Origin of the sequence: Serratia sp. EWG9, from assembly GCF_019913725.1 — a bacterium.
GTDB lineage: Bacteria > Pseudomonadota > Gammaproteobacteria > Enterobacterales > Enterobacteriaceae > Serratia > Serratia ureilytica.
In genome coordinates this window covers 337,590-362,673 of the sequence record NZ_JADNRO010000002.1, presented here as the reverse complement: position 1 = coordinate 362,673, position 25,084 = coordinate 337,590, and the positions used below count along the sequence as shown (strand labels likewise).

The window sequence follows — 25,084 nt, the reverse complement described above, 5'->3', positions numbered from 1 at the left end:
ACAAAAAAACAACCTAAAGCCGGTTTAATAGTGGATCACACTGAGTAACCGCCTGCTGGAGCCGCTATCACTTGGCGAGTTTTTTTTCGATGTCGTGCAGCAGCGTATGCAGCATCGCCGTATCTCGCTGCGGCAACGCACCGAGGCGCTGGTGCAGCCAGTCGCGCAATTTTTGGTCATCGCCGACCTCCAGGGCATCCAACAAAGCATCGGCGCGGCGGCGCAACGCCCTGAGTTGCCCTTCAGGCGCCGCAGCCTCCTGCGGCGCGGCGTTGACGCCCATCAGGCTCGCCAACTGGTAGCAGTATACCATCACCGCCTGGCCCAGGTTGAGCGACGGATAGTCCGCCTGCATCGGCACGCCGGTCAGCAAATCCGCCAGCGCCAGCTCTTCGTTGGTCAGGCCGGAATCCTCGCGGCCGAATACCAGCGCGGCCTGGCCGACCCACTGCTTACGCTCACTCAGCTGTTCCAGCAGCTCAGGCGGCGTGCAGTAGTAGTGAAAACGCGCGCGACTGCGGGCGGTGGTGGCGACGGTGAAATCCACATCCGCCAGCGCCTGTTCCAGCGTGGCGAACGTTTGCACGCCGTCGAGGATCTCGCCGGCCCCATGCGCCACCCAGCGCGCCGCCGGCTGCAGATGCGCCTCGCTGTCGACGATGCGCAACGAAGCGAAACCCATGGTTTTCATCGCGCGCGCCGCCGCGCCGACGTTTTCCGGCCGCGCCGGAGCCACTAGAACAATATGAAGCTGCATCACTCTTCCACCGAAGGCGGGCCTGCGTTTTTGACGATAGCGCAGCGCCCGCATGTATTTACAATTGCGTAACAATAAACGCGTTAATAGCAACAAACAAGATTAAACGGCTCGTTGAGCTAATAAACCTGTCATAATAGTCATTATTCATGCTTATGTTTTACTGCATTTATTTATCAATGAGTTAAAACAACGCGATGATCAATAAGCGAATAATTGTATCCTATCAGGCCGGATAATGCTGAATCGTTCACAGAATTTGAGGTTCTGTGACTTAAACTGGCATTTCTGTAAGTGTTTTTCACAAATCTGTTAACGTGCTACAATTGAATTTGATATATGTCAACAAAGCGTAGTTTTGTTGGGTGATGAATTCGGCACGCGCTGTTATATTGCTGTTAATGGGGTTAGGATATGCGCCGTTTTGGCACCCAAGGGGTTGTAGGGAACGGCATCCCCACCAGGCTAGCGATCTTGTTGACATGAGATGGAAAGTGCATCAAGAACGAGTTTACGTACTTTAGTCATTTGCTGAGAGGGAACGTGGCGCTATCTCTGCCCTCCTCTAAGAAAACAGAGACTTCTGTACTTCCTATTTTCTATTTTGTTGGCAATTTTAGGTAGCAAATATGCAGACCCCGCACATTCTGATTGTCGAAGACGAGTTAGTCACTCGTAACACCCTGAAGAGCATTTTCGAGGCGGAAGGCTACATTGTTCATGAAGCCAATGATGGTGCAGAGATGCACAATATCCTGTCTGAAAATGATATCAATCTGGTCATCATGGACATCAATCTGCCAGGCAAAAACGGCCTGCTGTTGGCGCGCGAACTGCGTGAACAGGCCAGTGTCGCCTTGATGTTCCTGACCGGCCGCGATAACGAGGTGGATAAAATCCTCGGCCTGGAAATCGGCGCCGACGATTACATCACCAAACCGTTCAACCCGCGTGAGCTGACCATCCGCGCGCGCAACCTGCTGTCGCGCACCATGAATCTGGGCAGCCTCGGCGAAGAGCGCCGCCTGGTCGAGAGCTACAAGTTCAACGGGTGGGAGCTGGACATCAACAGCCGCTCTTTGATCAGCCCGGCCGGCGAACAGTACAAGCTGCCGCGCAGCGAATTCCGCGCCATGCTGCACTTCTGCGAAAACCCGGGCAAGATCCAGTCCCGCGGCGAACTGCTGAAGAAGATGACCGGCCGCGAGCTGAAGCCGCATGACCGCACCGTGGACGTCACCATCCGTCGCATTCGCAAGCACTTCGAATCGACGCCGGACACGCCGGAAATCATCGCCACCATCCACGGCGAAGGCTACCGCTTCTGCGGCGATCTGGAAGAGTAATTCCAGCCTGCCGTCATGAAAACGGGGTTCAGCATGCTGAACCCCGTTTTTTATTTTGCCTCAGCCCACGGCATGATCGGCACCGCGCTCAGCGCATTCTTCGGCGAGCCGTCGATCACCTTGTCGGAGTAGCTCAGATAGATCAGCGAATTGCGTTTGGCGTCGTAGAAGCGCACCACCTGCAGCTTCTTGAACACCAGCGACGTGCGTTTCTGGAACACCACATCGCCTTCCGCCTTGCCGTTTTTGATCTTGTCGCTCAGCTCGATAGGCCCGACCTGCTGGCAGGAAATGGCCGCGTCGGCGGTATCTTCCGCCAGCCCCAGCCCGCCTTTGATGCCGCCGGTTTTGGCGCGGCTGATATAACAAGTTACATTTTTAACATCCGGATCGTCGAACGCTTCGACCACGATTTTGTGGTCCGGCCCCAACAATTTAAACACCGTATCAACGGAACCCACTTGCTCCGCCTGTGCGCTTCCCACGGTTGCGCAAACCAAACCGAATAAAAATATCCAGCTTTTTTTCATTTACTTAACTCCGATATAACCTTGCCGCGAAAATGGGCTCGGCGATCACCATTATTTATGTCTAAGCTCACGGAATCGGGTTTTTACGGGTCCGCACCGTCCGTTTTAGCACAGAGCGTGACAAAAATCTTTGAGAGTCGCGGAGGAAAAAAATTGCTATGATGCGGCGTCGTTATTTCTTTGCGCCCACTACGGTGTACCCCAATCCAACTCTGGCGCGGCATGCGCAGCAGAGGCAAAGAGTGCAACGCATAATGGCTCATGGATCGGTCTGATAGCGCAGCACCAGCGTGACGAATCAACAGTTCGGGTTCCTACCCCCAAGCTTTACGAGGAAGATCTATGGATCAAGCCGGTATCATTCGTGATCTGCTTAGCTGGCTGGAAAGCCATTTGGACCAACCCTTGTCGCTGGATAACGTGGCGGCCAAGGCCGGCTACTCCAAATGGCACCTGCAACGGATGTTCAAAGATATTACCGGTAATGCCATCGGTGCTTACATCCGGGCAAGAAGGCTGTCCAAGGCCGCCGTCGCGCTGCGCCTGACCAGCCGGCCGATTTTGGATATCGCTCTGCAATATCGCTTCGACTCGCAGCAGACCTTCACGCGCGCCTTCAAGAAACAGTTTGCGCAAACGCCGGCGCTGTACCGCCGCGCCGAAGACTGGAACGCGTTCGGCATCTGTCCGCCGATCCGTCTGGGGGCCTTCACTCTGCCGCAGCCCGAGTTCCTCTCGTTGCCGGATAAGCATCTGGTCGGCCTGACCCAAAGCTACTCCTGCACGCTGGAACAGATCACCACCGTGCGCACCGAACTGCGCTCGCAGTTCTGGCGCCAGTTCCTCGGCGAAGTCGAAACCTTGCCGCCGGTGCTGTACGGGTTGCACCACTCGCGTCCGAGCCAGGAGAAGGACGACGAACAGGAAGTGCTGTACACCACGGCGCTGGAGCCGGATCAGGTGCCTGATAAAGTGCAGGAAGTTCAACCGCTGGTGCTGCCGGGCGGCGAATTTGCAATGTTCAGCTATGAAGGGCCCATCGGAGGCCTGCAGGACTTTATCCTGACGGTCTACGGCACTTGCCTGCCGGAACTCAAACTGACGCGCCGCAAAGGGCACGACATCGAGCGCTTCTACCCGAAAGGCGAGCGCCGTCCGCATCAGGCGCCTACCGAGATCAAGTGCGATTACCTGATCCCGATTCGGCGTTAACGCTGCAGTTCGTCCAACGCGGGCATGTCCAGATGCGTGACATCGCCCGCCGTTTCGACGATCCAGCCGGAAGCCAGCCACGGGCTCTGCTGGTGATCGACGCGCGACAGTGAGCAGTTGCGCAAGCGCAGGCGGCGCTCCGCATAGGCCGGCAGCCCGAGCACCGTACTGATCAAACACCCCAACGCGATGCCATGGCTGACGAGCAGCGGCTTGCTGCCCTCCGGCAGCATCAGGCAGCTCTCCAGCGCGGCGCGCATGCGCTCGCCCAGCTCCTCCATGGATTCGCCTTGAGGGATACGGCCGTCAGGAGTACCATCGACCATCTGTTTGCGCCACTGTTCTTCCTGCGGCGTCAAACTGTCGATCAGGCGTTCTTCCAGAACCCCCATGTGCAGCTCACGCAAACGCGGATCGCCAATCACTTCGCAGCCACAGGCTTCGGCGATGATCTGCGCGGTGCGGCGCGTGCGCCCCAGGTCGCTGGTAATGATATGCGTAATGCCTTCTTTGCTGACGCGCCTGGCGACCAGACGGGCCTGGTGTTCCCCCATGGCGGTTAACGGGCTGTCGGACTGACCCTGGATGCGGCGAGCCGCGTTCCATTCCGTTTCGCCGTGGCGAACGAGGTATACCTGTAACATTTTTGTTTTCCGTTATACTGCGTGAAATTTGCGTTTATCCCCGGCCCGGCGGCGCTTTTGCCGCTGCCCGGCGTATCGGCCAGAAGGATATCAAACCCGTTATGTACCATGTTGTCGCTGCAACTACCAACCCGGCAAAGATCAAGGCTATTCAATTGGCCTTCGATGACGTCTTCGGCGCAGGCCAATACCGCATTGAACCCGTCGACGTCGCCAGCGGCGTTTCGCTGCAGCCGATAGGCAATCACGAAACGCGCACCGGTGCGCGTCAACGCGTGATGGAAGCGCGCCAGGTCAGGCCCGAGGCCGATTTTTGGGTCGGCGTGGAAGCCGGGATTGAAGAGAATATGACCTTCGCCTGGATGACCATCGAGAACCCGTCCATCCGCGGCGAATCCCGCTCGGCGAGCCTGATGCTGCCGGAAGTCATCTTACAAGGTATTCGCGAAGGCCGCGAATTGGGCAGCGAAATGGCGACGATCACCGGCAACGCCGAGGTGAAGCGCCAGGGCGGCGCCATCGGCGTCTTCACCGACGGCCGGCTGAGCCGCACCAGCGTTTATCATCAGGCGCTGCTGCTGGCGCTGGTGCCGTTCCACAACGCCATCTATCAGCAATAACGCAGAGTCTGCTAGGGCACGTCATGCAGCAGCTGCTGCTCAAGCCACTGTTTCAGCGCGGGTGAAGCCGCTTTCAGGCTGTTAGAACCGCGGGTGATGGTGGCGATCCCCGCGCCCAGTTCATTTTTCAGCTCGCGCTGGCTCATCTCGCCGCGCATCAGTTCCTGAATGATCCGCACCCGGGTGCCCAGCGCGGTGCGCTCGTCCGGCGTCAGCATCAATTGCAACAGCGGTTGATGCAGCTCTTGCGCAAACGAATTCTGCAGCAGCGCGACGAAGCGCAGCCAATCCTCATTGCCTTGTTCTGAAAGAGCGGGGTCGTTTAACGATAATTGCGTCATGGCAGCCACCATACTATTTAACTAGTACAGCAGCATACCATAGGGCCGTCAAAATCAATAACGTCTCTGCCACTCGGCGTCGGTCAGCACCTTGGCCGGCCGATGCGTCAGATAGCGGTAAAACGCATCGTAAGCCAGCACGTTCTTGACGTAGCCGCGGGTTTCCGAGAACGGAATGCTTTCGATGAACGCTACCGGATCGATCCGCCCCGCGCTGTTGCCCAGCCAGGTGTTCACTCGCGACGGGCCGGCGTTATAAGCGGCGCTCGACAGAATGCGGTTGCGGCCGAACTGCTGATAGACCGACTCCAGATAGCTGGTGCCGATGGTGATGTTGGTCTGCGGATCGAACAATTGGCTCGGCCCGACATAGCCGGGAATATTGTACATCTGCACCGTATGCTGCGCGGTGCGCGGCATGACCTGCATCAGGCCGGAGGCGCCGACCGGCGACTGCGCCTTCGGATTCCAGGCGCTCTCCTGACGCGCAATCGCCATCGCATAGCTGCTGGTGATCCCCTTGTCATCGGTGGCGCGGCGGAACTCCTGCGGCCAGGCGACCGGGAAACGCTCTTCCAGATGATCCCACAGCTTGCCGACGATGGTCGCCTGCACGCTCAGATCGGCCCATTTTTGCTCAAAGGCGTAACGCGCCAGCGCCTCTTGTTCAGGCCGGCTGCGGCTGGCGACATAGGAACCCCACTCGCTGCGGGCCAGGTTGTCCATATTCCAGTACATCAGCTCGCGCACTCGGGCCACTTCCGGCCCGTCGGTCAGCGACGCGCGCGGCTTGGCCGCCACCGCCACCATCACCGGATAGGTTGCGTTCAGCTTCTGCGCCGCCACCATCGGATAGAAGCCGCGTTCGGTCATCAGGTTGCGCAACATCTCCTCGCCTTCGGCGCGTTTGCCTTCGTCCATCAGCTGACTGGCGCGCCAGTAGCGCCACTCATCCTTGTTGCGCGACTCTTCCGGCAAGCGAGCCAGCCAGGTCGCGACGCCCTGCCGATCGCCGTTGCCCAGCGCCATGCGCACCCGACGCTCCAGCAGCGAAGGCGAACGGCTGCGCAGAATCACCTGATCGCGCCACTGCGCCTGTTCCAGGGTGGCGTCGCTTCCCATCAGGCGCCAGGCCACCGCCTCTTCCAGCCCCAGCCGCTCCTCGTCGCTCATTTTCTGCAGCCGCGCGAGCGTCGGGATCATCGCCCGCGCGTTTTCCACATCCTGCCGCGCCAGGCGCTCAAAGGCGATGCCGGTGGCGGCACGGGTAAAGTCGGTCGGCCCTACGCTGCGGGCGAAGGCTTCCACGGTGGTCGGATCGTTTTGCAAGCGCACCAGAGCGTTGCCCATGGTTTGATAGTCGGCCGGCAGTTGGCTGTAGAGGTTGCTGACCAGCGAGCTGTTGCCCTCTTTCAGCGCCAGCTTCATGCGCGCCAGAATATCGAGCGGCGTTTGCTTGCCTGCGCCGCGCCAGACGCTGAACAGCCGATCGCAGGCGCCCGGCAGCGTTTTGCCGTTCAGCCACAGCTCGTCGGCGCCGCTCCAGGCCGCCTGCTGGTCGCCGGTAGCCCATTTGGCGTAGTAATAGTTGCAGCGTGCCGCCACCGGTTTGGGCGGCTGCGGGCTGAAGGCCAGCAGGGTGCGCCAATCTTCGCGCCGCGCCAGTTCATTGACGAAGCGCGGCGCCAGCGATTTCGCCGGCGGCAGCGTCGGGTTGCGTTTGATAAAGTCGTTCACTTCGGAGAACCCCGCCTGACTCAGATCCTGAGTCAGCTCGCGGTATTCCAGATAAGGATAAAGCGGGTAATCGCGCAGCGTCGGCATCAGCTGCGCCACCACGTCCATCTGATTGCCGTCCCACGCCTGCTTGATCTGCTGGTAGCGCTGACGTTGCGCATCCAGAGAATCCGCCAGCGCCGCGCCCGAAAACGCCGTCAGGCACAGCCCCATCGCCAACAGCCGTCGCTTGTCCACCTTGACCATCCTCGCTCTTTCCTCACTGATTGTGCCGCGGGAGCCGCCCAGCTCCCCGGTAACCGCCGCGCCACGGCGCCGCAGAACAAAATAAAACCGGGCGCACGGCCCGGACGCAGATATCTACCATAGACAGCGCAATCGCTCATCCATTCAATACTGTAGAAGAAGAAGTGTATCGCCATGATCGGAGCCAGGTAAAAAACGTTTACTTTGGCTGACAAATCAGGGCGGCGGGATATTATCGCCGGCCGGATTTTTATTAGCCGCAACGGCGTTTATTGGAAAAGTAAAATACTTTCTAATTATTAGTTATCACATTATTGCATTTAAGATATAGCGCCGACGTTGCGCAAATCGCCTGACAGCTGGCCAAACGCGCCAACTTTGCAGAAAAGCGGTGGCAAACCCGAGAGGGCATTTTTATACTATCAAAAATAAGTAGGATAATTCCGAGAAAACAGCACATAAAGCGCCCAACGAAGACATCTTATAATACAATCCGCGCCAATTATGGGTAGATAGTGTTCATTAGGCAGTGCGACTGACAGCTTTCAGCAAAACGATTGTCCCTTCAAGCGGGCCGGATTTTTACTTGTCGGGCCACGGCCTGCGGGCGGTGGATCAGGCCGGAATGGCGGGTGAAGATGGCGAGTAATACCGCGATAACGATGCGTTGCGCAAAAAGCCCCGTGCCGGGCTTCCTTGCCGCACGCCTGAATATCGGCCGCCTGTTGCTGATCGTTTTGTTGGCGCTGCTGACGTTGCCCGGGCCTGCGCGCGCCGCCGATGATCCCTATCAACAGCGCACGCACGCCGTGACGACCGTGGTGGTAGGCATCATCAGCTACGCCCGCTGGTCACGTGAACCCAATCCGATCCGGTTGTGCGTGACCGCACCCACCCAGTATGCCGAGGGGCTGTTCGATCCGATCCTGCTCAGCGCGCCGCGTCCGATTAAAACCGAACGCGTGCCGTTCGACAGCCCGACGCTGAGTACCGGCTGCGATGTCATCTATTTAGGGAACATCAACGCCGCGCAGAGACAAAATTTCATGCAGCGCATTTCCGGCAACTCCATTCTCAGCATCAGCGAGAACGATAGCGAATGCTCCGCCGGCAGCGCATTTTGCCTGCAGATCAACGGCGACCAGGCCGGCTTCAAGGTCAACCTGGACGCCCTGGCGCGCAGCGGCGTGCGCGTTCACCCCAACGTGCTGCAGCTGGCGCGCAAACAGGCGCCGCCGCTATGAGGCTGTTGCGTAGAAACCGTTCCGGCAATGCGCGCCCGACGTTGGGCCGGGTGCTGCAGCGGGTGCATCTTGGGCTGGCGTTGATCGCCGTCGGCACCGCCGGCATCTTTCTGACGCTGGTGGCGCTGTTCGCGCTGCGCGCCTATGCCAACCACAACCTGCACCTGATCGCGCGCTCCATCAGCTATACGGTTGAAGCGGCAGTGGTGTTTGGCGATCGCCCCTACATTCGCGAGGCGATGGTGCTGATCGCCGCCAAAGAAGAGGTGTCGGAGGCCAAAATTTTGAACAACGCCGGTGACGTGCTGGTCAGTTGGCATCGGCCCAAAGATGGCCCGCTGCACGGCATGGAGCAGGTTATCGCCCACTGGGCGCTGCCCGAGCCGGTCATCCTGCCTATCTCCCACGAGGGCAAACAGGTCGGCCAGGTCTGGCTGAGCGGCAACGGCGGCAGCCTGTTGCGTTTCCTGTTGCGCGGGCTGGTCGGCATGATCGCCTGCATGGTGCTCAGTACCCTGTGCGCCCTGGTGTTGTCGCGCCGCATGCTGGTCGGCATCGTCAGTTCGTTGGACGACATCGCCAACGTGGCGCATGCGGTGCGGCGAGATCGCACCTTCGGCCTGCGGGTGCCCTCGGCGCCGATCGCCGAGCTGCATGAGCTCAGCAATGATTTCAATGGCTTGCTCGACGAGCTGGAGGCCTGGCAGGCCCATCTGAAGCAGGAAAACGACTCGCTGGCCCACCGGGCGACGCACGACAGCCTGACCGGCTTGCCGAACCGCGCCTTCTTCGAAGGCCGGCTGAGCCGCGCCCTGGGCGATATTGCGCCGCCGGCGAAATTGGCGGTGCTGTTTATCGACGGCGATCGCTTCAAGGAAGTGAACGACAGTTACGGTCACGCCGCGGGCGATGCGGTGCTGACCACCATTGCCGGACGCATTCGCGCGCAGCTGCGCGAATCCGATCTGGTCGCACGCCTGGGAGGAGATGAATTCGCCGTGCTGCTGGCGCCGGTGCACAGCACGGAAGATGTCTTGCAGATCGCCGACAACATCATCGATTGCATGACGCAACCGGTTATTTTACCGAACGACGAGACAATCATTACCTCTCTGAGTATCGGCATTGCGCTGTACCCTGATCACGCGTCGACGCCTCAGGGTCTTTTGCACGAAGCTGACGATGCGATGTATCAAGCAAAGCATCGTTATAACGGAGGCTGGCGGCTGGCTATACATAAATAAGAGCCCCGGCTATAACACTTGAACTAGGGATTTTGACTATGATACAGCAACTGTTTAAAGGTCGTTTTTCACTGCTGACGATGGCGTTCGTCGCCCTGCTGGCGCTCGCCGGTTGCCAGAGCAAGCCGCAAGGCCTGACGCCCGAGCAGGTTGCGCTGCTGCAATCGCAGGGCTTCAAACTGACCGACAACGGTTGGGAATTCGGCCTGTCGGATAAAGTGCTGTTCGGCAACAACATCGGCAAGCTGAACCCGGAAAGCACCGAGACGGTGCAGAAGATGGGCCGCGCGCTGCTGAGCGTCGGTATCACCAAGTTCCGTCTGGACGGCCATACCGACAACTACGGCGAAGACAGCTATAACGATCAGCTCTCCCTGCGCCGCGCCGATGCGGTCGCCGATCTGCTGGCCAGCGTCGGTATTCCGCGCGCCAACATCGAAACCCGCGGCATGGGCAAGCGCGATCCCGTCGCCGACAACCGCACCTCCAGCGGCCGCGCGGAAAACCGCCGCGTCGCGATCGTCGTCACGCCATAAGCCACCAATATGCGCCTTTATCGGCGCATAAACGGTTATACTTAGCGATCGCTGAGCGATGTCTGGGATCCAAGATCGAAACGGGCTACACTCATGCCGCCAGACATCCTATAAATACTGATATAGAGAGGCTTAGAGCAACGTGGCTCAATACGTCTATACCATGCACCGCGTCGGCAAAGTGGTACCGCCGAAGCGTCATATTTTGAAAAACATCTCCCTGAGCTTCTTCCCTGGGGCAAAAATCGGCGTACTGGGCCTGAACGGCGCCGGTAAGTCCACCCTGCTGCGCATCATGGCCGGCATCGATACCGATATCGAAGGGGAAGCGCGCCCGCAGCCGGGCATCAAGATCGGTTATCTGCCGCAGGAGCCGCAGCTTAACCTCGAACACACCGTGCGTGAGTCGGTGGAAGAAGCGCTGGCGGAAGTGGTCGGCGCGCTGAAACGCCTGGACGAAGTGTACGCGCTGTACGCGGAAGAAGGCGCAGACTTCGACAAGCTGGCCGCCGAACAGGGCCGCCTGGAAGAGATCATTCAGGCGCACGACGGTCACAACCTCAACGCGCAGCTGGAACGCGCCGCCGATGCGCTGCGCCTGCCGGATTGGGACGCCAAAATCGCCCATCTGTCCGGGGGTGAACGCCGCCGCGTCGCGCTGTGCCGCCTGCTGCTCGAAAAGCCGGACATGCTGCTGCTGGACGAACCGACCAACCACCTGGACGCCGAGTCCGTGGCCTGGCTGGAACGCTTCCTGCACGACTTCGAAGGCACCGTCGTGGCGATCACCCACGACCGCTACTTCCTGGATAACGTGGCCGGCTGGATCCTCGAACTGGACCGCGGCGAAGGCATTCCGTGGGAAGGCAACTACTCGTCCTGGCTGGAGCAGAAAGACGCGCGTCTGGCGCAGGAAGCGTCCGCCGAAGCCGCTCGTCGCAAGTCGATCGAGAAAGAGCTGGAGTGGGTGCGCCAGGGCGCCAAAGGCCGCCAGTCCAAAGGCAAGGCCCGTCTGGCCCGCTTTGAAGAGCTGAATAACACCGAATACCAAAAACGTAACGAAACCAACGAACTGTTCATTCCACCTGGCGCGCGCCTGGGCGATAAAGTGGTCGAAGTCAGCAACCTGCGCAAGTCTTACGGCGACCGCCTGCTGATCGACGACCTGTCGTTCTCGGTGCCGAAAGGGGCGATCGTCGGCATCATCGGCCCGAACGGCGCGGGTAAATCCACGCTGTTCCGCATGATGTCCGGTCAGGAGCAGCCTGATTCCGGCAGCATCGTGCTGGGCGATACCGTCAAGCTGGCGTCCGTCGATCAGTTCCGCGACAGCATGGACGGTTCGAAAACCGTGTGGGAAGAGGTCTCCGGCGGGCAGGACATCATGCGCATCGGCAACACCGAGATGCCGAGCCGCGCCTATGTCGGCCGCTTCAACTTCAAGGGCGTCGATCAGGGCAAACGCGTGGGCGAGCTGTCCGGCGGTGAGCGTGGCCGTCTGCACCTGGCCAAGCTGCTGCAGGTTGGCGGCAACGTGCTGCTGCTCGATGAACCGACCAACGACCTGGATATCGAAACCCTGCGCGCGCTGGAAAACGCCCTGCTGGAATTCCCAGGCTGCGCCATGGTGATCTCGCACGACCGTTGGTTCCTCGACCGTATCGCCACCCACATTCTGGACTACCAGGACGAGGGCAAGGTGGAATTCTTCGAAGGCAACTTCACCGAGTACGAAGAGTACAAGAAGCGTACGCTGGGCGCCGATGCGCTCGAGCCGCACCGCATCAAGTACAAAAAGATCGCCAAGTAATCCCCAAGGCGCCGCATGCGGCGCCTTTTTTACTCCCGCGTCAGCTCGCGCGCGTAGTCGTCAAACGCCGGGTGCTGCAATACCACATCGATGAAACAGGCCAGCGCCGGGGAATTCAGCTTGCGGCTCGGGTAAACCAGATACAGTTCATTCCCTTCTGCGCGCCAGGCCGGCAACACCTCCACCAACAGCTTCTGCGCCACCACCTCGCGGCTGAGAAACGCCGGCAGCAGCGTGATCCCCGCGCCGGCGATAGCGCATTCGCGCGCATACAGCAGATTGTCAGTGGTGTGCGCCAGCGGCAGCTGCCAGCGGTAATAATCGTCGCCGCAGCGCAGGTTCCAGGCCGTCCAGGCGCGGTGGGCAATGCAGCGATGCTGCTGCAGCTGCTGCGGGTGCTCGATCGGCGAGTGCTGCGCCAGATAGGACGGCGCAGCCAGCAGATAGCGCGGCGCATACCCGAGGCGGCGGCCGATCAGCGAAGAATCCTGCGGCTTGCCGGTGCGCAGCGCGGCGTCGAAGCCTTCCTGCACCAGATCCACCATGGCGTCGGATACCGACACCTCCAGCGATACGTCCGGGTACTGGCGCTGAAAATCCGCCGCCAGCCGCGCCACCAGGGTTGCCCCCAACCCGGCCGGCGTCGAGATGCGCAGGCGGCCGCTCGGGTTGTCGCGCAGCCGCTGCAGCGCCAGATCGGCCCGCTCGGCGGCGGACATCATCGCCTGGCAGTGTTCCAGATAGCGCTCGCCGGCGAAGGTCAGGTTCAGCTGGCGCGTGGTGCGGTTGAGCAAACGCAGCCCCAGCGTCTGTTCGAGCTGGCTGATGCGCTGACTGACGCTGGACTTCGGCAACCCGACACGCTGCGCGGCGGCGGTGAAGCTGCCGCACTCCGCCACCAGCGCGAACAGCGCCATGTCCTGCAGCTGTTTGAACTCCATTGTTCACCTCTTACGAACACTCAGTTAGATATTGTCCATCTTATCACCCCACTGCTGCGGGTCTACACTGGGGACATCATTTGAAAGGAGCACAATCATGTCGATAAAAGCCATTGCCGTAGACCCGCAGAACCCCGCCGGTTTCATCGAAATCTCACCGGAGATGCCGGTGCCCGGCCAGTACGATCTGCTGGTGGAAGTGAAAGCGGCCTCGGTCAACCCGGTGGATACCAAAGTACATGCCGGTCTGCAGAAAAGCGGCCTGCAGCAGCCGCGCGTCCTCGGCTGGGACGCCAGCGGCGTCGTGCTGGACGTGGGCAGCGGCGTCAGCGGCTTCAAGCCCGGCGATGAAGTGTGGTACGCCGGCGATATCACCCGGCCCGGCAGCAACAGCAGCCACCAACTGATCGACTCTCGCATCGCCGCGCACAAACCGCGCAGCCTGAACTGGGCGGAGTCCGCCGCCATGCCGCTCACCGCCCTCACCGCCTGGGAGGCGCTGTTCGAGCACCTGAACATTCAGGATGCGCCCGAGCACAAGACGCTGCTGATCATCGGCGGCGCCGGCGGGGTCGGCTCGCTGGCCATTCCGCTGGCCGCGCTGCGCAGCAAGGTGAAAGTGATCGCCACCGCGTCCAGGCCGGAATCCGCCGCCTGGTGCCGCGAGCGGGGCGCCGACCTGGTGGTGGACTACCGCGATTTGAAGGGCAACCTGGCGCAACACGGCATCGAGCAGGTGGATTACATCCTCTGTCTGAACGATACCGACGGCCACTGGCCGGCGATGGCCGAACTGATCGCGCCGCTCGGCCATATCTGCACCATCGTCGAGAACGCGCAGCCGTTGGATCAAAACGCGCTGAAGCTGAAAAGCGCCGCGCTGCACTGGGAATTCATGTTCACCCGCAGCATGTTCACCACCCCGGACATCGCGCAGCAAGGCCGGATCCTGCAGCAGGTGGCGCAACTGCTGGACGACGGCAAGCTGAGCACCACGCTGAGCGAAACCCTGCACGGGCTGTCGGTAGACACGCTGACCGCCGCGCACCAACAGCTGCTCGGCGGCCATATGCAAGGCAAGCTGGTTATCGCTTACTGAGTTCGCATCGCGGCGGCGTTCTGCGCCGCCGTTACTGCGGGCGAACGAAGCCGACGCACAGCACCTGCTCGTCGCTCTGCGGATCGGCGCGGAACGTCAGCGTCTGCTGCCAGTCGAGGCGCATCTTCGGCCAGTGGGCCAGTTCGCCGCCGAAGTCGCTGTGCGCGCAGTCTTCACCCAACCGACCGAACAAGGCGACGCCATGCTGCGCAATCTGCGGATAGCTGATGTTGACGTTGTAGATGTTCGGCCGCGTATGATTGGACCAGCGCGTAATGGTCTGCGGCCGGGAACCGGCATACACCGTCATCCACTGCGACAGGTATTCGCCGCCGACATAACGCAGACTGACGCCATACCGCTCCTGCCACAGCTGCTCCACTCCGGCGCTGAACGCCTTGATGCCCACCATTTTCTGACCGGCATTGCGCACGTTGCCCAGCATCACCGCGGCATACCCCAGATAGACCGCCAGCGCCGCGCACATCAGCCCAATAGTCGCCGCCCGCAGCGAACGCACCGGCGGCTGACGCACGCAGCCGACCAGCAGCGCGGGTGCCAGCATGAAGAACGGCTGCAGCCACTCGGTCAAGCGGCCGCCGACGTTGAAGGAGAACCAAAAGGTGATGATGCCGAGCGGCAGCAGGTAGATCCACAGCAGCACCCGCATCGGCAACGCTTTCGGCCAGGCCAGCACCGCCCCGCTGCGGCGTAGGATCCACCACAGCACCAGCGACGGATAGAACACCAGCAGCAGCGACTGCAGCATGTCGAGATTGAGCTGCATCTTGATCTGCGAATCCACCCACTTAAAGGCGGCGAAGTCGTGGTTCCACAGCCAGAATACGTTCGGCAACACCAGCGCCAGCCAGATCGCCACCGCCAGATAGAACTGCGGTTGGCGATAGCAGCGACGGATCTGCGGCACGAACAGCGTCGACAGCGCCGCGAAATAGACGAAGGCGAAGGTCGAATACTTCGCCATCATCGCCAGACCGGCGGCCAACGCGAAGGCCGGCCACCAGTTGGCCGAACGGGAAATCGCCATGTGGAAGAACAGCGCCATCCACGGCCACAGCATCACCAACAGGTAGTTGTCGTTGTAGGGAATGATGTCGAAATTGATGATGCCGGACAGGTTGAGCGTCAGCAGCGCCATCCAGGCCAGCGAAGTGCTGCCGCTCAGACGTCGCGCCAACAGCCAGACGCCCAACATGCCGATGGCGATGGCGATGAAGTGCCCGCCGTACCAGTAAACGTTCAGCGGCAGCCACGACAGCCAGATCGCCGGCTGCATCGCCGCACCGACCAACCAAGGATTTTTCGGTGAGCCCCACTCGCCGTTGAGGCCCCAATTGAGCGCCTCGACGGCGTCGTAAGGCAGGGTAGGATCGAGATGAACGGTCAGCAGCGTCCAGGCTGCGGCATAGCAGATCAACCAGAGAGCGAGTAAGCGATAAGACATGTCTTCTTCTGAGCGTTATTGTAAAGAAAACCTTAACGTAGTCGCTACCGAATGAACCATGTTTAAACAGGCCTTTAAATGTGCGTCCGAGCGGCCGTTTCTGCCGCGCGATCGCACATTACGCTAATTTTTCTCAGCCTGCGGCGTGGCGCTGGGCGGGCGCATTCGCCAGCCGGCCGGCGTCCGCCGCCAGCAGCTGTTGCACCAACTCGACACAGCGCAGGAAGCGCTCTTCGTAATCGCTGGACTCAACGTGCACGTACTCGATGTTGTTGGCGCGCAGCATCTCCTCCAGCAGGCGCTGGAACGCCAGGCGATCGGCGGTGCTGCCGAGACTACGCAGGCCGTCCGCCACCCACGGCGTGTTGTTTTCCAGCAGGATCACCAGATCGAAGCGGTATTCGTCGATCAGCGCCTGCACGAAGGGATGCTCACGCCCTTCGTACTTTTTGCAAAACGCCTGGGTGGTGACGAAATCGGTATCGATAAACGCCACCTTGTTGGCGTACTTGACCGCAAAATCCACGTATTGCGCCTGCCCGAGGGCAATTTTGTCGTAGTCGGAGTACTGCAGCGCCATCTCGTCGCCGCCCAGGTGCGAGAACACGTAATCGCGGCCATATTCCCAGGCGCTGGTGGTGTTGAAGATGTTGGCCAGCTTGTTGACCAGCGTCGATTTGCCGCTCGACTCGCCGCCGAGGATCGCCACGGTGCGCACGAAGAACGGTTTCACCTCGGTCGGGATGTAATCCCAATAACGGAACGGATCCTGACGGATCTGATTGCCGCTGATGTTCATGAACGACCGTTCGGGATCGACCAAAATGGTTTCGATGCCCAGATGCTCGCGGTAGCGCGGCGCATCCTGCGCTTCGCTGGAATAGATGAAGCTCGGCACGATGCCTTTCTGTTCCATAAAGGCCTTCATGCCGTCGCTCCACACGTTCCAGCCGTGCGGGTACGGTTCGATGCCCTGCTCGTCGAACGAGTGGATATGGATATTTTTCTGGTACTTGAAGGTCTGCAGCAGCCAGCGCAGGCGATCGCTGACCGTCGGCTGTTGCGACATCGAACTGTTCTCGAACAGCTCACGGTCGCGCGGCTCGTCGTGGCACAAGATAACGTGCAGCTCATCCACCTGGCTGCAGGCGCGCTGGATCAGATAGATGTGGCCGGTGTGCAGCGGGTAAAATTTACCAAACACCACGCCGACTTTGACCTCTTTGCGCGGGAACTCAAGCCCGAGAAAACGGTGCAGCGCCTCGAGCTTTTGCGCGCTCGGGCTTTTGATCTTGTCGTTCAACAGCTGGCTGAGATAGCCTTTGGTCATGCCGCTGGCATCCGCCACCTGCTGCAACGTGCAGCCCTTTTGCTTGATGGACGTCTTCAGGTAATCAAATTGCGGCATGGCCACCTCCGTTTAGTATGCTAAACAAAATAGCATATCTTTCTCGCCGTCGGCGACATTAATAAAACCCTTCCAGCACGTCCAGCGCGTCCGCCAGCTTCTTGACCCCGAACACCTGCATATTGGCCGGCGGCTTTTTCGGCATATTGCCGTGCGGCACGATGGCGCGTTTGAAACCGTGCTTGGCCGCTTCTGCGATCCGCTCCTGGCCGCTCGGCACCGGACGGATCTCCCCCGCCAGCCCCACTTCGCCGAACACCACCAAATCGTTCGGCAGCGGCCGATCGCGCAGGCTTGAGACCAGCGACATCAGCAGCGCCAGATCGGCGCTGGTCTCGCTGACCTTCACCCCGCCGACCACGTTGACGAACACGTCCTGATCCGACATCTGCAGCCCGCCGTGCCGGTGCAGCACCGCCAGCAGGATCGCCAACCGGTTCTGCTCCAGCCCCACCGCCACGCGGCGCGGGTTGGACATCATCGAATGATCCACCAGCGCCTGGATCTCCACCAGCAGCGGCCGGGTGCCTTCCCACACCACCATCACCGAACTGCCGGAGGTAACTTCGTCGCCGCGGCTGAGGAAGATAGCCGAAGGGTTGCTCACTTCGCGCAGCCCCTGTTCGGTCATGGCGAACACCCCCAGCTCGTTGACCGCGCCGAAGCGGTTCTTGTGGCTGCGCAGGGTGCGGAAGCGGGAATCGGCGTCGCCGTCCAGCAGCACCGAACAGTCGATGCAGTGTTCCAGCACTTTCGGCCCGGCCAGCGAGCCGTCTTTGGTGACGTGGCCGACCATCACGATCGCCACGCCGCGCGTCTTGGCAAAGCGCGTCAGGTAGGCGGCGGTTTCTCGCACCTGCGCCACGCTGCCCGGCGAAGACTGAATGTCCGCCATGTGCATCACCTGAATCGAGTCGATCACCATCAGCTTCGGCTGTTCCTGCTCGGCGATCAGGCAGATCTGCTCGATGCTGGTTTCCGACAGCATGTTCAGGCCGCCGGTCGCAGTCCCAGACGGTGGGCGCGCATCGCCACCTGCTGCAGCGATTCCTCGCCGGTGACGTACAGGGTTTTCATCTGTTCGGACAGTTTGCACAGCACCTGCAGCAACAGGGTGCTCTTGCCGGCGCCGGGGTTGCCGCCGATCAGAATCGCGCTGCCGGGCACCACACCGCCGCCCAGCACGCGATCGAACTCGAGAAAGCCGGTGGTGAAGCGCGGCAGCGCCTCAAGGCTGATTTCCGACAGCTTCTGCACTTTGCTGACGCCGGCGTCGCCGGCATAGCCGCTGAGGCGATCGTTGCGCGCCGCAGCGGGCGACGCGGCCAAACGCACTTCCGTGATGGTGTTCCAGGCATGGCAGGCGCTGCACTGCCCCTGCCAACGCGGATAGTCCGCCCCGCACTCATTGCACACAAATGCCCGTTTTGCCGCTTTTGCCACGTCTTACCTCAATCTTTCGTTATCGCACTTCGTGTTTCAGGCTGCCGGTGAGAATACACAGCACGCCCATCAAATCCGCATGCCGGATCGCCACCTGCGCTTTTTCATACACTTTCGGTTTGGCGTGGTAGGCGATGCCCAGCCCCGCCGCCTGCATCATTTTCAAATCGTTGGCGCCGTCGCCGATGGCCACGGTTTGCGCCAGCGGGATTTCCAGCTTCTCCGCCAGCCGCAGCAGCGTATCGGCTTTGAACTGCGCGTCCACCACCGGCCCCAGCACTTCGCCGGTCAGCTTGCCGTCGCGGATCTCCAGCTCGTTGGCCGCCGCCGCCACCAGCCGCAGCCGGTTGCGCAGGTATTCGGCGTAGTAGGTGAAGCCGCCGGAGGCGATCGCCACATGCCAGCCCATCGCCTGCAGCTTGCCCACCAGGCTGGTCAGCCCCGGCATCAGCGGCAGCTCGTCGCGCACCTGCTTGAGAATGTTGGCGTCGGCCCCTTTCAGCGTGCCGACGCGCTGACGCAGGCTGGCGGTAAAGTCCAGCTCGCCGCGCATCGCGCGTTCGGTCACTTCCGCCACCTGCTCGCCGACGCCCGCCAGCTTGGCGATCTCATCGATGCACTCGATCTCGATCGCCGTTGAATCCATGTCCATCACCAGCAGCCCCGGCGTGCGCAGGTGCGGGATTTTGCCGAGCGGCGCCACATCCAGCCCGCTCTCCGCCGCCAGCAGCTTGGCGCGCGGCGTCAAGGTGCCCGCCAGCCGCACCACCTGATAGTCGTCCACGCCCCAGGCGGTGACGATCACCATCGCCGCGCCCAGCTTGCGTTGGAATTGGGTAATGCGCGCCTTGTCCAGCGCCCTGCCATATAACAGCCACCCGGTATTGCCCGCCCGATAGTCCAGCGGCATCACTTCGTCGCCGCTGAGCGAAAGGGGAAGACCCGGCCATTGAGAGATCTCCGCCGGAAGATCGCAATAGGTCAGACTGTTTGACATCATTGACTCCTGAATGGACAAAAACGCTGCATGATAAAACGACGCATCAAGCTATCCTATCGCCAGCGGTTCTGGCAACATAAAGTGTCCCCGATGCCCAAGGAACCTGCATGGCTCGCGCTAAACTGAAATTTCGCCTGCACCGCACCGCTATTATCCTGATTTGCCTGGCTTTGCTGGTGCTGCTGATGCAGGGCGCCTCTTATTTTAGCCTGAGTCACCAAATGGCGCGATCCGAGCAGGTGGAAGAGCTGGCGCAAACGCTGACCAAACAGGTCGCCTACAGCCTGGCGCCGCTGCTGGACGACGACGGCAACAATCCGCGCATCGACGCCATCCTCAAGCAGCTCACCGATCACAGCCGCATTCTCGACGTCAGCGTGTATCAGCTGGACGGCACGCTGGTCTCCCACGCCGGGGAACAGATAAGTATACGCGATCGCCTGTCGCTCGACGGCAAACGCGCCGGCAGCTACTTCAACCACCAGTTGGTCGAATCCATTCAGGGCAAAGACGGCCCGATCGGCTTTATCCGCATCACCCTCGACACCCACGTGCTGGCGACCGAATCCAAACAGGTGGACAATACCACCAACCTGCTGCGCCTGATGATCCTGCTGGCGCTGGCGATCGGCATCATTCTGGCGCGTACCCTGCTGCAACACCGCCGCAGCCGCTGGCAGCAGTCGCCCTACCTGTTGACCGCCAACACGCCACTGGAAGAAGGCAATACGGTGGAAGACGATGAAGACGATGCGCCGGAGAAAAAACAGGAAGCGCCTAAGCAGGGGTAATTCAGGCCAGGCGTTGAATGCGTTCGTGCCGTTTTCTTGTCCTTTCGGTGAATAGATTGCCCGTAACAACGGGATCCACATCCAATTGAAAGGTAAAGCGTTAGCCAAAAACGGCCATGCGGAGTGAATGGATTGACGGGCGGGCGCCATGACGACGCCCGCCGCGGTATTACGCTTTGTCGCCCAGCAGCACGGATTCCAGCGCGATAACGATCATTTCGTTAAAGGTGGTCTGGCGTTCCGCCGCCGTGGTCGCTTCGTGACGCAGGATGTGGTCGGACACGGTGCAGATGGTCAGCGCCTTACAGCCGAACTCTTCGTACAGCTCCGCCGCCACGCCGTAGATGCCGGCCGCTTCCATTTCCACACCCAGGATGCCGTACTTCTTCATCACCTGGAACATATCCGGATCCGGGGTGTAGAACAGATCGGCGGAGAAGATGTTGCCCACGCGCGCCGGGATGCCCTGCGCCGCCGCCGCGTCGACCGCGTTGCGCACCATGTCGAAGTCGGCGATCGCCGCGTAGTCGTTGTCCTTGAAGCGCAGACGGTTCACCTTGGAGTCGGTGCACGCGCCCATGCCGATCACCACGTCGCGCAGTTTGATATCGTCACGCACCGCGCCGCAGGAACCCACGCGAATGATCTTCTTCACGCCGAATTCGGCGATCAGCTCGCGCGCGTAGATAGAGCAGGACGGAATGCCCATGCCGTGGCCCATTACGGAGATGCGGCGGCCTTTGTAGGTGCCGGTGAAACCCAACATGCCGCGCACGTTGTTCACTTCCACCGCGCCTTCCAGGAAGGTTTCGGCAATGTATTTTGCGCGCAGCGGGTCGCCCGGCATCAGTACTACGTCAGCGAAGTCACCCATCTCAGCATTAATGTGCGGCGTAGCCATAATTTTCTTCCTTTAGAAATCTTATTTAATAAAAACGTCAAACGTCCAAGCCTTGAATTTCGAGTTGCAGCCAGGCAGCTGGCGGGGGATTCCCCAGGCGCTTACTTGAGTAAGCGACTGGGGTTCACGCGTGAAGCTAACAACGCTGCGGCTTGAAAGACAGGGCTTAGAACAGGGTCTTACCGTAATCCATCGGCGACAGGCCAAAGTAATTGGCGACGGTCTGGCCGATGTCGGCGAAGGTCTCGCGGTGGCCCAGCGAACCCGGTTTCACTTTCGGGCCGTAAACCAGCACCGGAATGTGCTCGCGGGTGTGGTCGGTGCCGCTCCAGGTCGGATCGCAGCCGTGGTCAGCGGTGAAGATGATGATGTCTTCGTCTTTCACCAGCTTCAGCAGTTCCGGCAGGCGGCGGTCGAACAGCTCCAGCGCGGCGGCGTAGCCCGCCACGTCGCGACGGTGACCGTAGGAGGAGTCGAAGTCCACGAAGTTGGTGAACACGATGGTGTTGTCGCCGGCCTTTTCCATTTCGATCAGGGTCGCGTCGAACAGCGCGTCGATGCCGGTCGCCTTCACCTTCTTGGTGATGCCGACGTTGGCGTAGATGTCGGCGATTTTACCGATCGACACCACTTCGCCGCCCTTCTCGTCCACCAGCTTTTTCAGCACGGTCGGCGCCGGCGGCTCTACCGCCAGATCGTGGCGGTTGCCGGTGCGCTGGAAGTGGCCCGGCTTGTCGCCGACGAACGGACGCGCGATCACGCGACCGATGTTGTAACCGCCTTCGGTCAGCTCTTCACGCGCGATTTCGCACAGCTCATACAGGCGCTCCAGGCCGAAGGTCTCTTCGTGACAGGCGATCTGGAATACCGAGTCGGCGGAGGTGTAGAAAATCGGCTTGCCGGTTTTCATGTGCTCTTCACCCAGCTGATCGAGGATCACGGTGCCGGATGAGTGGCAGTTGCCCAGGTAGCCCGGCAGATTGGCGCGCTCCACCAGCTTATCCAGCAGCGCCTGCGGGAAGCTGTTGTGCTCGTCCTTGAAGTAGCCCCAGTCGAACAGCACCGGCACGCCGGCGATTTCCCAGTGGCCCGACGGCGTGTCTTTACCGGAAGAGAGCTCGCTGGCGTAGCCGTAGGCGCCGATGATGTCGGCGTTGCGATCCAGCCCCTGCGGGAAGTTGCCGGTCGACTCTTCCGCCGCTTTGCCGAGGCCCAGACGGCTCAGGTTAGGCAGCGTCAGCGGGCCCTGACGGCCCACGTTGGCCTCACCGCGCGCGCAAACCTCGGCGATGTGGCCCAGGGTGTCGGAACCCTGATCGCCAAAACGTTCGGCGTCTTCGCTGGCGCCGATGCCGAAGGAGTCCAATACCATAATAAATGTGCGTTTCATCTGTGCTCTCCTGCGTGTTCTCACGCTATTGCGACCGCAAAACTGCAATCGCCCTTATTCTCTAAATTTATACCCAATGAATTTCAAGTTGTAGCTAGGCGGCTAGCGCGTGTATCCCAGGAGCTTACTCAAGTAAGTGACTGGGGTGCACGCGTGCAGCCAACAACGCTACGGCTTGAAAGACGAGGGTCATCACGCTTGAGTGATGCGCTTATACACCACCGGCGTCGCTTCCGGCGCCTTATCGCTCAGCGTCATTGCGCTGCGCACCGCATCGGCCGCCTGCTGCCAGCTCTCTTCATCGTTGGCGTGGATCATCGCCAGCGGCTGCTGGGAATCCGCCGTATCGCCCAGGCGCGCCATCTCGGTCAGGCCGACGCTGTAATCGATGGCGTCGCTCGCCCGACGGCGGCCGCCGCCCAACGACACCACCGCCATGCCCAGCGCACGGGTATCCATGGCGCTGATGATGCCCGGCTTTTCAGCATACACCGGCTTGCTCAGCGTTGCCGCCGGCAGATAGCTATCGTAGCGTTCGACGAAGTCTATTGGCCCCTGCTGCGCCGCCACCATGCGGCCAAACACCTCCGCCGCCTTGCCGTTATCCAGCACCGCCTGCAGCTTGGCGCGCGCGTCGGTCTCGTCTTTCGCCAGGCCGCCGGACAACAGCATCTCTACGCTCAGCGCCAGCGTCACTTCCAGCAGGCGCGGGTTGCGGTATTCGCCGGTCAGGAAGCGCACCGCTTCGCGCACTTCCACCGCGTTGCCGGCGCTGGAAGCCAGCACCTGATTCATATCGGTCAGCAGCGCGGTGGTCTTGCAGCCCGCGCCGTTGGCCACGCCGACGATCGCCTGCGCCAAATCTTGCGACAGGGCATAGGTCGGCATAAAGGCGCCGGAGCCGACTTTCACGTCCATCACCAGCGCATCCAACCCTTCCGCCAGCTTCTTGGCCAGAATGGAGGCGGTGATCAGCGGGATAGAATCCACGGTGGCGGTGATATCGCGGGTGGCGTAAAAACGCTTGTCCGCCGGCGCCAGCGAGCTGGTCTGGCCGATGATCGCCACGCCGACGTCCTGAATGATTTTGCGGAAGGCGTTATCGTCCGGGAAAATATTGAAGCCCGGAATGGCTTCCAGTTTGTCCAGCGTGCCGCCGGTATGCCCCAGGCCGCGGCCGGAGATCATCGGCACATAGCCGCCGCAGGCCGCCACCATCGGGCCGAGCATCAGCGAAGTCACGTCGCCCACGCCGCCGGTCGAGTGCTTGTCGACGATCGGGCCGTTCAGCGCCAAACTCTTCCAGTCCAGCACGGTGCCGGAATCGCGCATCGCCATGGTGAGCGCCACGCGCTCCGGCATGCTCATGTCATGGAAATAAATGGTCATCGCCAGCGCGGCGATCTGCCCTTCCGACACCACATTGTCGCGAATGCCGTTGATGAAAAAGCGGATTTCCGCTTCGCTTAACGGCTGGCCGTCGCGTTTTTTACGAATAATTTCTTGAGCCAGGAACAAGGCATCCCCCTGTGTCGCCGAGAGTCGGTGCAGACGGGCGCGCCTGGCGCCCGCCAACGATATCGATCAGTAGCCGCCGCCGGCGGTCTGGGTTTGGTGGCCCAGCGCGGCCAGCAAGCTGGCCAGCAGGCTGGAAGCGCCAAAGCGGAAATGCCGCGCGTCGGCCCACCCTTCGCCCAGAATACGATCGGCAAGTTGCAGATAATGCAGCGCGTCTTCCGCGGTGCGCACGCCGCCGGCCGGCTTGAAGCCCACCGTCTTCGCCACGCCCATATCGCGGATCACCGACATCATCAGCTCGGCGCTCTCCAGGGTGGCGTTGACCGGCACCTTGCCGGTGGAGGTCTTGATAAAGTCGGCGCCGGCCTTGATGGCGATCTCGGACGCCTTGCGGATCAGATCGGCCTGCTTCAGCTCACCGGTTTCGATGATCACTTTCAGCAGCACGTTGGCCGCCTGGCAAGCCTGTTTGCACTGTTTCACCAGCTCGAAACCGACCTGTTCGTTGCCGGCGATCAGCGCGCGGTAAGGGAACACCACGTCCACTTCATCCGCCCCATAGGCGATGGCCGCGCGGGTTTCCGCCAGCGCGATGTCGATATCGTCGTTGCCATGCGGGAAGTTGGTCACGGTGGCGATACGGATGTCCGGCGTGCCTTGCTCGCGCAGCGCCTTACGCGCCACCGGGATAAAACGCGGGTAGATGCAGATGGCCGCCGTGTGGCCGGCCGGGCTGTTGGCCTGACGACAGAGGGCGATCACTTTCTCGTCGGTGTCATCATCGTTCAGCGTGGTTAAATCCATCAAGTTCAGCGCACGTTGCGCTGCTGCGGTTAATTCGGTCATAAAACTCTCCAACTG

Annotated in this window: 22 protein-coding genes and 2 pseudogenes; 9 read left to right on the top strand and 15 right to left on the bottom strand. The window is 60.8% G+C overall.

The window, feature by feature from the left end:
- Nucleotides 1–67: 67 nt before the first annotated feature.
- On the bottom strand, nucleotides 68–757 hold the full coding sequence (locus ITX55_RS07180) for a tRNA/rRNA methyltransferase (protein WP_033641810.1): 690 nt from the start codon (nucleotides 755–757) through the stop codon (nucleotides 68–70).
- Between the two features lie 629 nt (nucleotides 758–1,386).
- Here ITX55_RS07180 and arcA point away from each other — a divergent pair.
- Nucleotides 1,387–2,103, top strand: a complete 717-nt coding sequence (gene arcA / locus ITX55_RS07175) for a two-component system response regulator ArcA (protein ID WP_004933003.1) — start codon at nucleotides 1,387–1,389, stop codon at nucleotides 2,101–2,103.
- Nucleotides 2,104–2,153: 50 nt separating this feature from the next.
- On the opposite strand, the gene creA is transcribed toward arcA, so the two are convergent.
- Nucleotides 2,154–2,633, bottom strand: a complete 480-nt coding sequence (creA, locus tag ITX55_RS07170) for a protein CreA (protein WP_033641809.1) — start codon at nucleotides 2,631–2,633, stop codon at nucleotides 2,154–2,156.
- A 342-nt stretch (nucleotides 2,634–2,975) separates the two neighbouring features.
- On the opposite strand from creA, the gene robA reads away from it, so the two are divergent.
- The gene (gene robA / locus ITX55_RS07165; RefSeq protein WP_033641808.1) at nucleotides 2,976–3,845 is read left to right on the top strand and encodes an MDR efflux pump AcrAB transcriptional activator RobA; all 870 of its coding nucleotides are present in this window, start codon (nucleotides 2,976–2,978) and stop codon (nucleotides 3,843–3,845) included.
- On the opposite strand, the gene gpmB is transcribed toward robA, so the two are convergent.
- The gene (gene gpmB, locus ITX55_RS07160) at nucleotides 3,842–4,489 is read right to left on the bottom strand and encodes a 2,3-diphosphoglycerate-dependent phosphoglycerate mutase GpmB (protein ID WP_025305227.1); all 648 of its coding nucleotides are present in this window, start codon (nucleotides 4,487–4,489) and stop codon (nucleotides 3,842–3,844) included. The two genes, robA and gpmB, sit on opposite strands and share 4 nt — an antisense overlap.
- Before the next feature lie 101 nt (nucleotides 4,490–4,590).
- Between gpmB and yjjX the strand changes: the two genes are divergently transcribed.
- Nucleotides 4,591–5,109 (top strand): inosine/xanthosine triphosphatase, encoded by a 519-nt coding sequence (gene yjjX / locus ITX55_RS07155; RefSeq protein ID WP_033641807.1) that lies wholly within the window; start codon nucleotides 4,591–4,593, stop codon nucleotides 5,107–5,109.
- A gap of 11 nt (nucleotides 5,110–5,120) precedes the next feature.
- Here the strand turns inward: yjjX and trpR are convergent, their stop codons facing one another.
- The gene (trpR, locus tag ITX55_RS07150; protein ID WP_072626703.1) at nucleotides 5,121–5,450 is read right to left on the bottom strand and encodes a trp operon repressor; all 330 of its coding nucleotides are present in this window, start codon (nucleotides 5,448–5,450) and stop codon (nucleotides 5,121–5,123) included.
- Between the two features lie 54 nt (nucleotides 5,451–5,504).
- Nucleotides 5,505–7,433, bottom strand: coding sequence for a murein transglycosylase (gene sltY, locus ITX55_RS07145; protein ID WP_046898094.1), 1,929 nt, complete (start codon nucleotides 7,431–7,433; stop codon nucleotides 5,505–5,507).
- A 632-nt stretch (nucleotides 7,434–8,065) separates the two neighbouring features.
- On the opposite strand from sltY, the gene ITX55_RS07140 reads away from it, so the two are divergent.
- The 4 genes from ITX55_RS07140 to ettA all read left to right on the top strand — a co-directional run bounded on the left by ITX55_RS07140 (nucleotide 8,066) and on the right by ettA (nucleotide 12,267).
- A complete protein-coding gene (locus ITX55_RS07140; RefSeq protein WP_033651698.1) occupies nucleotides 8,066–8,677 on the top strand; it encodes a YfiR family protein in 612 nt (203 codons plus the stop codon).
- Nucleotides 8,674–9,921, top strand: a complete 1,248-nt coding sequence (locus ITX55_RS07135) for a diguanylate cyclase domain-containing protein (protein WP_033651699.1) — start codon at nucleotides 8,674–8,676, stop codon at nucleotides 9,919–9,921. Before ITX55_RS07140 ends, ITX55_RS07135 begins: the two co-directional genes overlap by 4 nt.
- A gap of 38 nt (nucleotides 9,922–9,959) precedes the next feature.
- Nucleotides 9,960–10,457 carry an OmpA family protein gene (locus ITX55_RS07130; RefSeq protein ID WP_033641803.1) on the top strand — a complete coding sequence of 166 codons (498 nt, stop codon included), beginning with the start codon at nucleotides 9,960–9,962 and terminating at the stop codon, nucleotides 10,455–10,457.
- A 142-nt stretch (nucleotides 10,458–10,599) separates the two neighbouring features.
- On the top strand, nucleotides 10,600–12,267 hold the full coding sequence (ettA, locus tag ITX55_RS07125) for an energy-dependent translational throttle protein EttA (RefSeq protein WP_025159620.1): 1,668 nt from the start codon (nucleotides 10,600–10,602) through the stop codon (nucleotides 12,265–12,267).
- A gap of 29 nt (nucleotides 12,268–12,296) precedes the next feature.
- Here ettA and ITX55_RS07120 read toward each other — a convergent pair whose 3' ends face one another.
- Nucleotides 12,297–13,208, bottom strand: a complete 912-nt coding sequence (locus ITX55_RS07120; protein ID WP_033641801.1) for a LysR family transcriptional regulator — start codon at nucleotides 13,206–13,208, stop codon at nucleotides 12,297–12,299.
- A 97-nt stretch (nucleotides 13,209–13,305) separates the two neighbouring features.
- Here ITX55_RS07120 and ITX55_RS07115 point away from each other — a divergent pair, with 97 nt between their 5' ends.
- Entirely contained in the window at nucleotides 13,306–14,307 is a 1,002-nt protein-coding gene (locus ITX55_RS07115; protein WP_033641800.1) for a zinc-binding alcohol dehydrogenase family protein, read from the top strand.
- Nucleotides 14,308–14,338: 31 nt separating this feature from the next.
- Here ITX55_RS07115 and ITX55_RS07110 read toward each other — a convergent pair whose 3' ends face one another.
- From ITX55_RS07110 to serB, 5 genes and pseudogenes are all read right to left on the bottom strand, one after another.
- Nucleotides 14,339–15,772 carry a glycosyltransferase family 39 protein gene (locus ITX55_RS07110; RefSeq protein WP_033641799.1) on the bottom strand — a complete coding sequence of 478 codons (1,434 nt, stop codon included), beginning with the start codon at nucleotides 15,770–15,772 and terminating at the stop codon, nucleotides 14,339–14,341.
- Nucleotides 15,773–15,905: 133 nt separating this feature from the next.
- Nucleotides 15,906–17,180, bottom strand: coding sequence for a multifunctional transcriptional regulator/nicotinamide-nucleotide adenylyltransferase/ribosylnicotinamide kinase NadR (gene nadR, locus ITX55_RS07105; RefSeq protein ID WP_033641798.1), 1,275 nt, complete (start codon nucleotides 17,178–17,180; stop codon nucleotides 15,906–15,908).
- 58 nt (nucleotides 17,181–17,238) lie between these two features.
- A pseudogene (gene radA / locus ITX55_RS07100) lies at nucleotides 17,239–18,299 on the bottom strand (DNA repair protein RadA); the annotation flags it as partial.
- Nucleotides 18,246–18,596 (bottom strand): annotated as a pseudogene (locus ITX55_RS24195) (DNA repair protein RadA); the annotation flags it as partial. The pseudogenes radA and ITX55_RS24195, both read right to left, overlap by 54 nt.
- Nucleotides 18,597–18,642: 46 nt before the next feature.
- Nucleotides 18,643–19,620: a phosphoserine phosphatase gene (gene serB, locus ITX55_RS07095; RefSeq protein ID WP_042783658.1), complete on the bottom strand. Its 978-nt coding sequence runs from the start codon at nucleotides 19,618–19,620 to the stop codon at nucleotides 18,643–18,645.
- A gap of 110 nt (nucleotides 19,621–19,730) precedes the next feature.
- On the opposite strand from serB, the gene ITX55_RS07090 reads away from it, so the two are divergent.
- Nucleotides 19,731–20,414 (top strand): YtjB family periplasmic protein, encoded by a 684-nt coding sequence (locus ITX55_RS07090; RefSeq protein ID WP_033641796.1) that lies wholly within the window; start codon nucleotides 19,731–19,733, stop codon nucleotides 20,412–20,414.
- 169 nt (nucleotides 20,415–20,583) lie between these two features.
- On the opposite strand, the gene deoD is transcribed toward ITX55_RS07090, so the two are convergent.
- The 4 genes from deoD to deoC all read right to left on the bottom strand — a co-directional run bounded on the left by deoD (nucleotide 20,584) and on the right by deoC (nucleotide 25,069).
- Nucleotides 20,584–21,315 carry a purine-nucleoside phosphorylase gene (gene deoD, locus ITX55_RS07085; RefSeq protein WP_004933059.1) on the bottom strand — a complete coding sequence of 244 codons (732 nt, stop codon included), beginning with the start codon at nucleotides 21,313–21,315 and terminating at the stop codon, nucleotides 20,584–20,586.
- Between the two features lie 166 nt (nucleotides 21,316–21,481).
- The gene (gene deoB / locus ITX55_RS07080; protein WP_033641795.1) at nucleotides 21,482–22,705 is read right to left on the bottom strand and encodes a phosphopentomutase; all 1,224 of its coding nucleotides are present in this window, start codon (nucleotides 22,703–22,705) and stop codon (nucleotides 21,482–21,484) included.
- A 192-nt stretch (nucleotides 22,706–22,897) separates the two neighbouring features.
- The gene (gene deoA / locus ITX55_RS07075; RefSeq protein ID WP_197849736.1) at nucleotides 22,898–24,223 is read right to left on the bottom strand and encodes a thymidine phosphorylase; all 1,326 of its coding nucleotides are present in this window, start codon (nucleotides 24,221–24,223) and stop codon (nucleotides 22,898–22,900) included.
- Nucleotides 24,224–24,289: 66 nt separating this feature from the next.
- A complete protein-coding gene (gene deoC, locus ITX55_RS07070) occupies nucleotides 24,290–25,069 on the bottom strand; it encodes a deoxyribose-phosphate aldolase (protein WP_033641793.1) in 780 nt (259 codons plus the stop codon).
- Between the last annotated feature and the right edge of the window lie 15 nt (nucleotides 25,070–25,084).

What these genes read in the sequence shown, in the direction of transcription:
- deoB (WP_033641795.1), bottom strand. Translation starts at nt 22,705, where the DNA reads ATGAAACGCACATTTATTATGGTATTGGACTCCTTCGGCATCGGCGCC.
- ITX55_RS07130 (WP_033641803.1), top strand. Translation starts at nt 9,960, where the DNA reads ATGATACAGCAACTGTTTAAAGGTCGTTTTTCACTGCTGACGATGGCG.
- deoD (WP_004933059.1), bottom strand. Translation starts at nt 21,315, where the DNA reads ATGGCTACGCCGCACATTAATGCTGAGATGGGTGACTTCGCTGACGTA.
- ITX55_RS07110 (WP_033641799.1), bottom strand. Translation starts at nt 15,772, where the DNA reads ATGTCTTATCGCTTACTCGCTCTCTGGTTGATCTGCTATGCCGCAGCC.
- trpR (WP_072626703.1), bottom strand. Translation starts at nt 5,450, where the DNA reads ATGACGCAATTATCGTTAAACGACCCCGCTCTTTCAGAACAAGGCAAT.
- gpmB (WP_025305227.1), bottom strand. Translation starts at nt 4,489, where the DNA reads ATGTTACAGGTATACCTCGTTCGCCACGGCGAAACGGAATGGAACGCG.
- ITX55_RS07120 (WP_033641801.1), bottom strand. Translation starts at nt 13,208, where the DNA reads ATGGAGTTCAAACAGCTGCAGGACATGGCGCTGTTCGCGCTGGTGGCG.
- serB (WP_042783658.1), bottom strand. Translation starts at nt 19,620, where the DNA reads ATGTCAAACAGTCTGACCTATTGCGATCTTCCGGCGGAGATCTCTCAA.
- ITX55_RS07090 (WP_033641796.1), top strand. Translation starts at nt 19,731, where the DNA reads ATGGCTCGCGCTAAACTGAAATTTCGCCTGCACCGCACCGCTATTATC.
- creA (WP_033641809.1), bottom strand. Translation starts at nt 2,633, where the DNA reads ATGAAAAAAAGCTGGATATTTTTATTCGGTTTGGTTTGCGCAACCGTG.
- ITX55_RS07180 (WP_033641810.1), bottom strand. Translation starts at nt 757, where the DNA reads ATGCAGCTTCATATTGTTCTAGTGGCTCCGGCGCGGCCGGAAAACGTC.
- ITX55_RS07135 (WP_033651699.1), top strand. Translation starts at nt 8,674, where the DNA reads ATGAGGCTGTTGCGTAGAAACCGTTCCGGCAATGCGCGCCCGACGTTG.
- arcA (WP_004933003.1), top strand. Translation starts at nt 1,387, where the DNA reads ATGCAGACCCCGCACATTCTGATTGTCGAAGACGAGTTAGTCACTCGT.
- nadR (WP_033641798.1), bottom strand. Translation starts at nt 17,180, where the DNA reads ATGCCGCAATTTGATTACCTGAAGACGTCCATCAAGCAAAAGGGCTGC.
- robA (WP_033641808.1), top strand. Translation starts at nt 2,976, where the DNA reads ATGGATCAAGCCGGTATCATTCGTGATCTGCTTAGCTGGCTGGAAAGC.
- ITX55_RS07115 (WP_033641800.1), top strand. Translation starts at nt 13,306, where the DNA reads ATGTCGATAAAAGCCATTGCCGTAGACCCGCAGAACCCCGCCGGTTTC.
- sltY (WP_046898094.1), bottom strand. Translation starts at nt 7,433, where the DNA reads ATGGTCAAGGTGGACAAGCGACGGCTGTTGGCGATGGGGCTGTGCCTG.
- yjjX (WP_033641807.1), top strand. Translation starts at nt 4,591, where the DNA reads ATGTACCATGTTGTCGCTGCAACTACCAACCCGGCAAAGATCAAGGCT.
- deoC (WP_033641793.1), bottom strand. Translation starts at nt 25,069, where the DNA reads ATGACCGAATTAACCGCAGCAGCGCAACGTGCGCTGAACTTGATGGAT.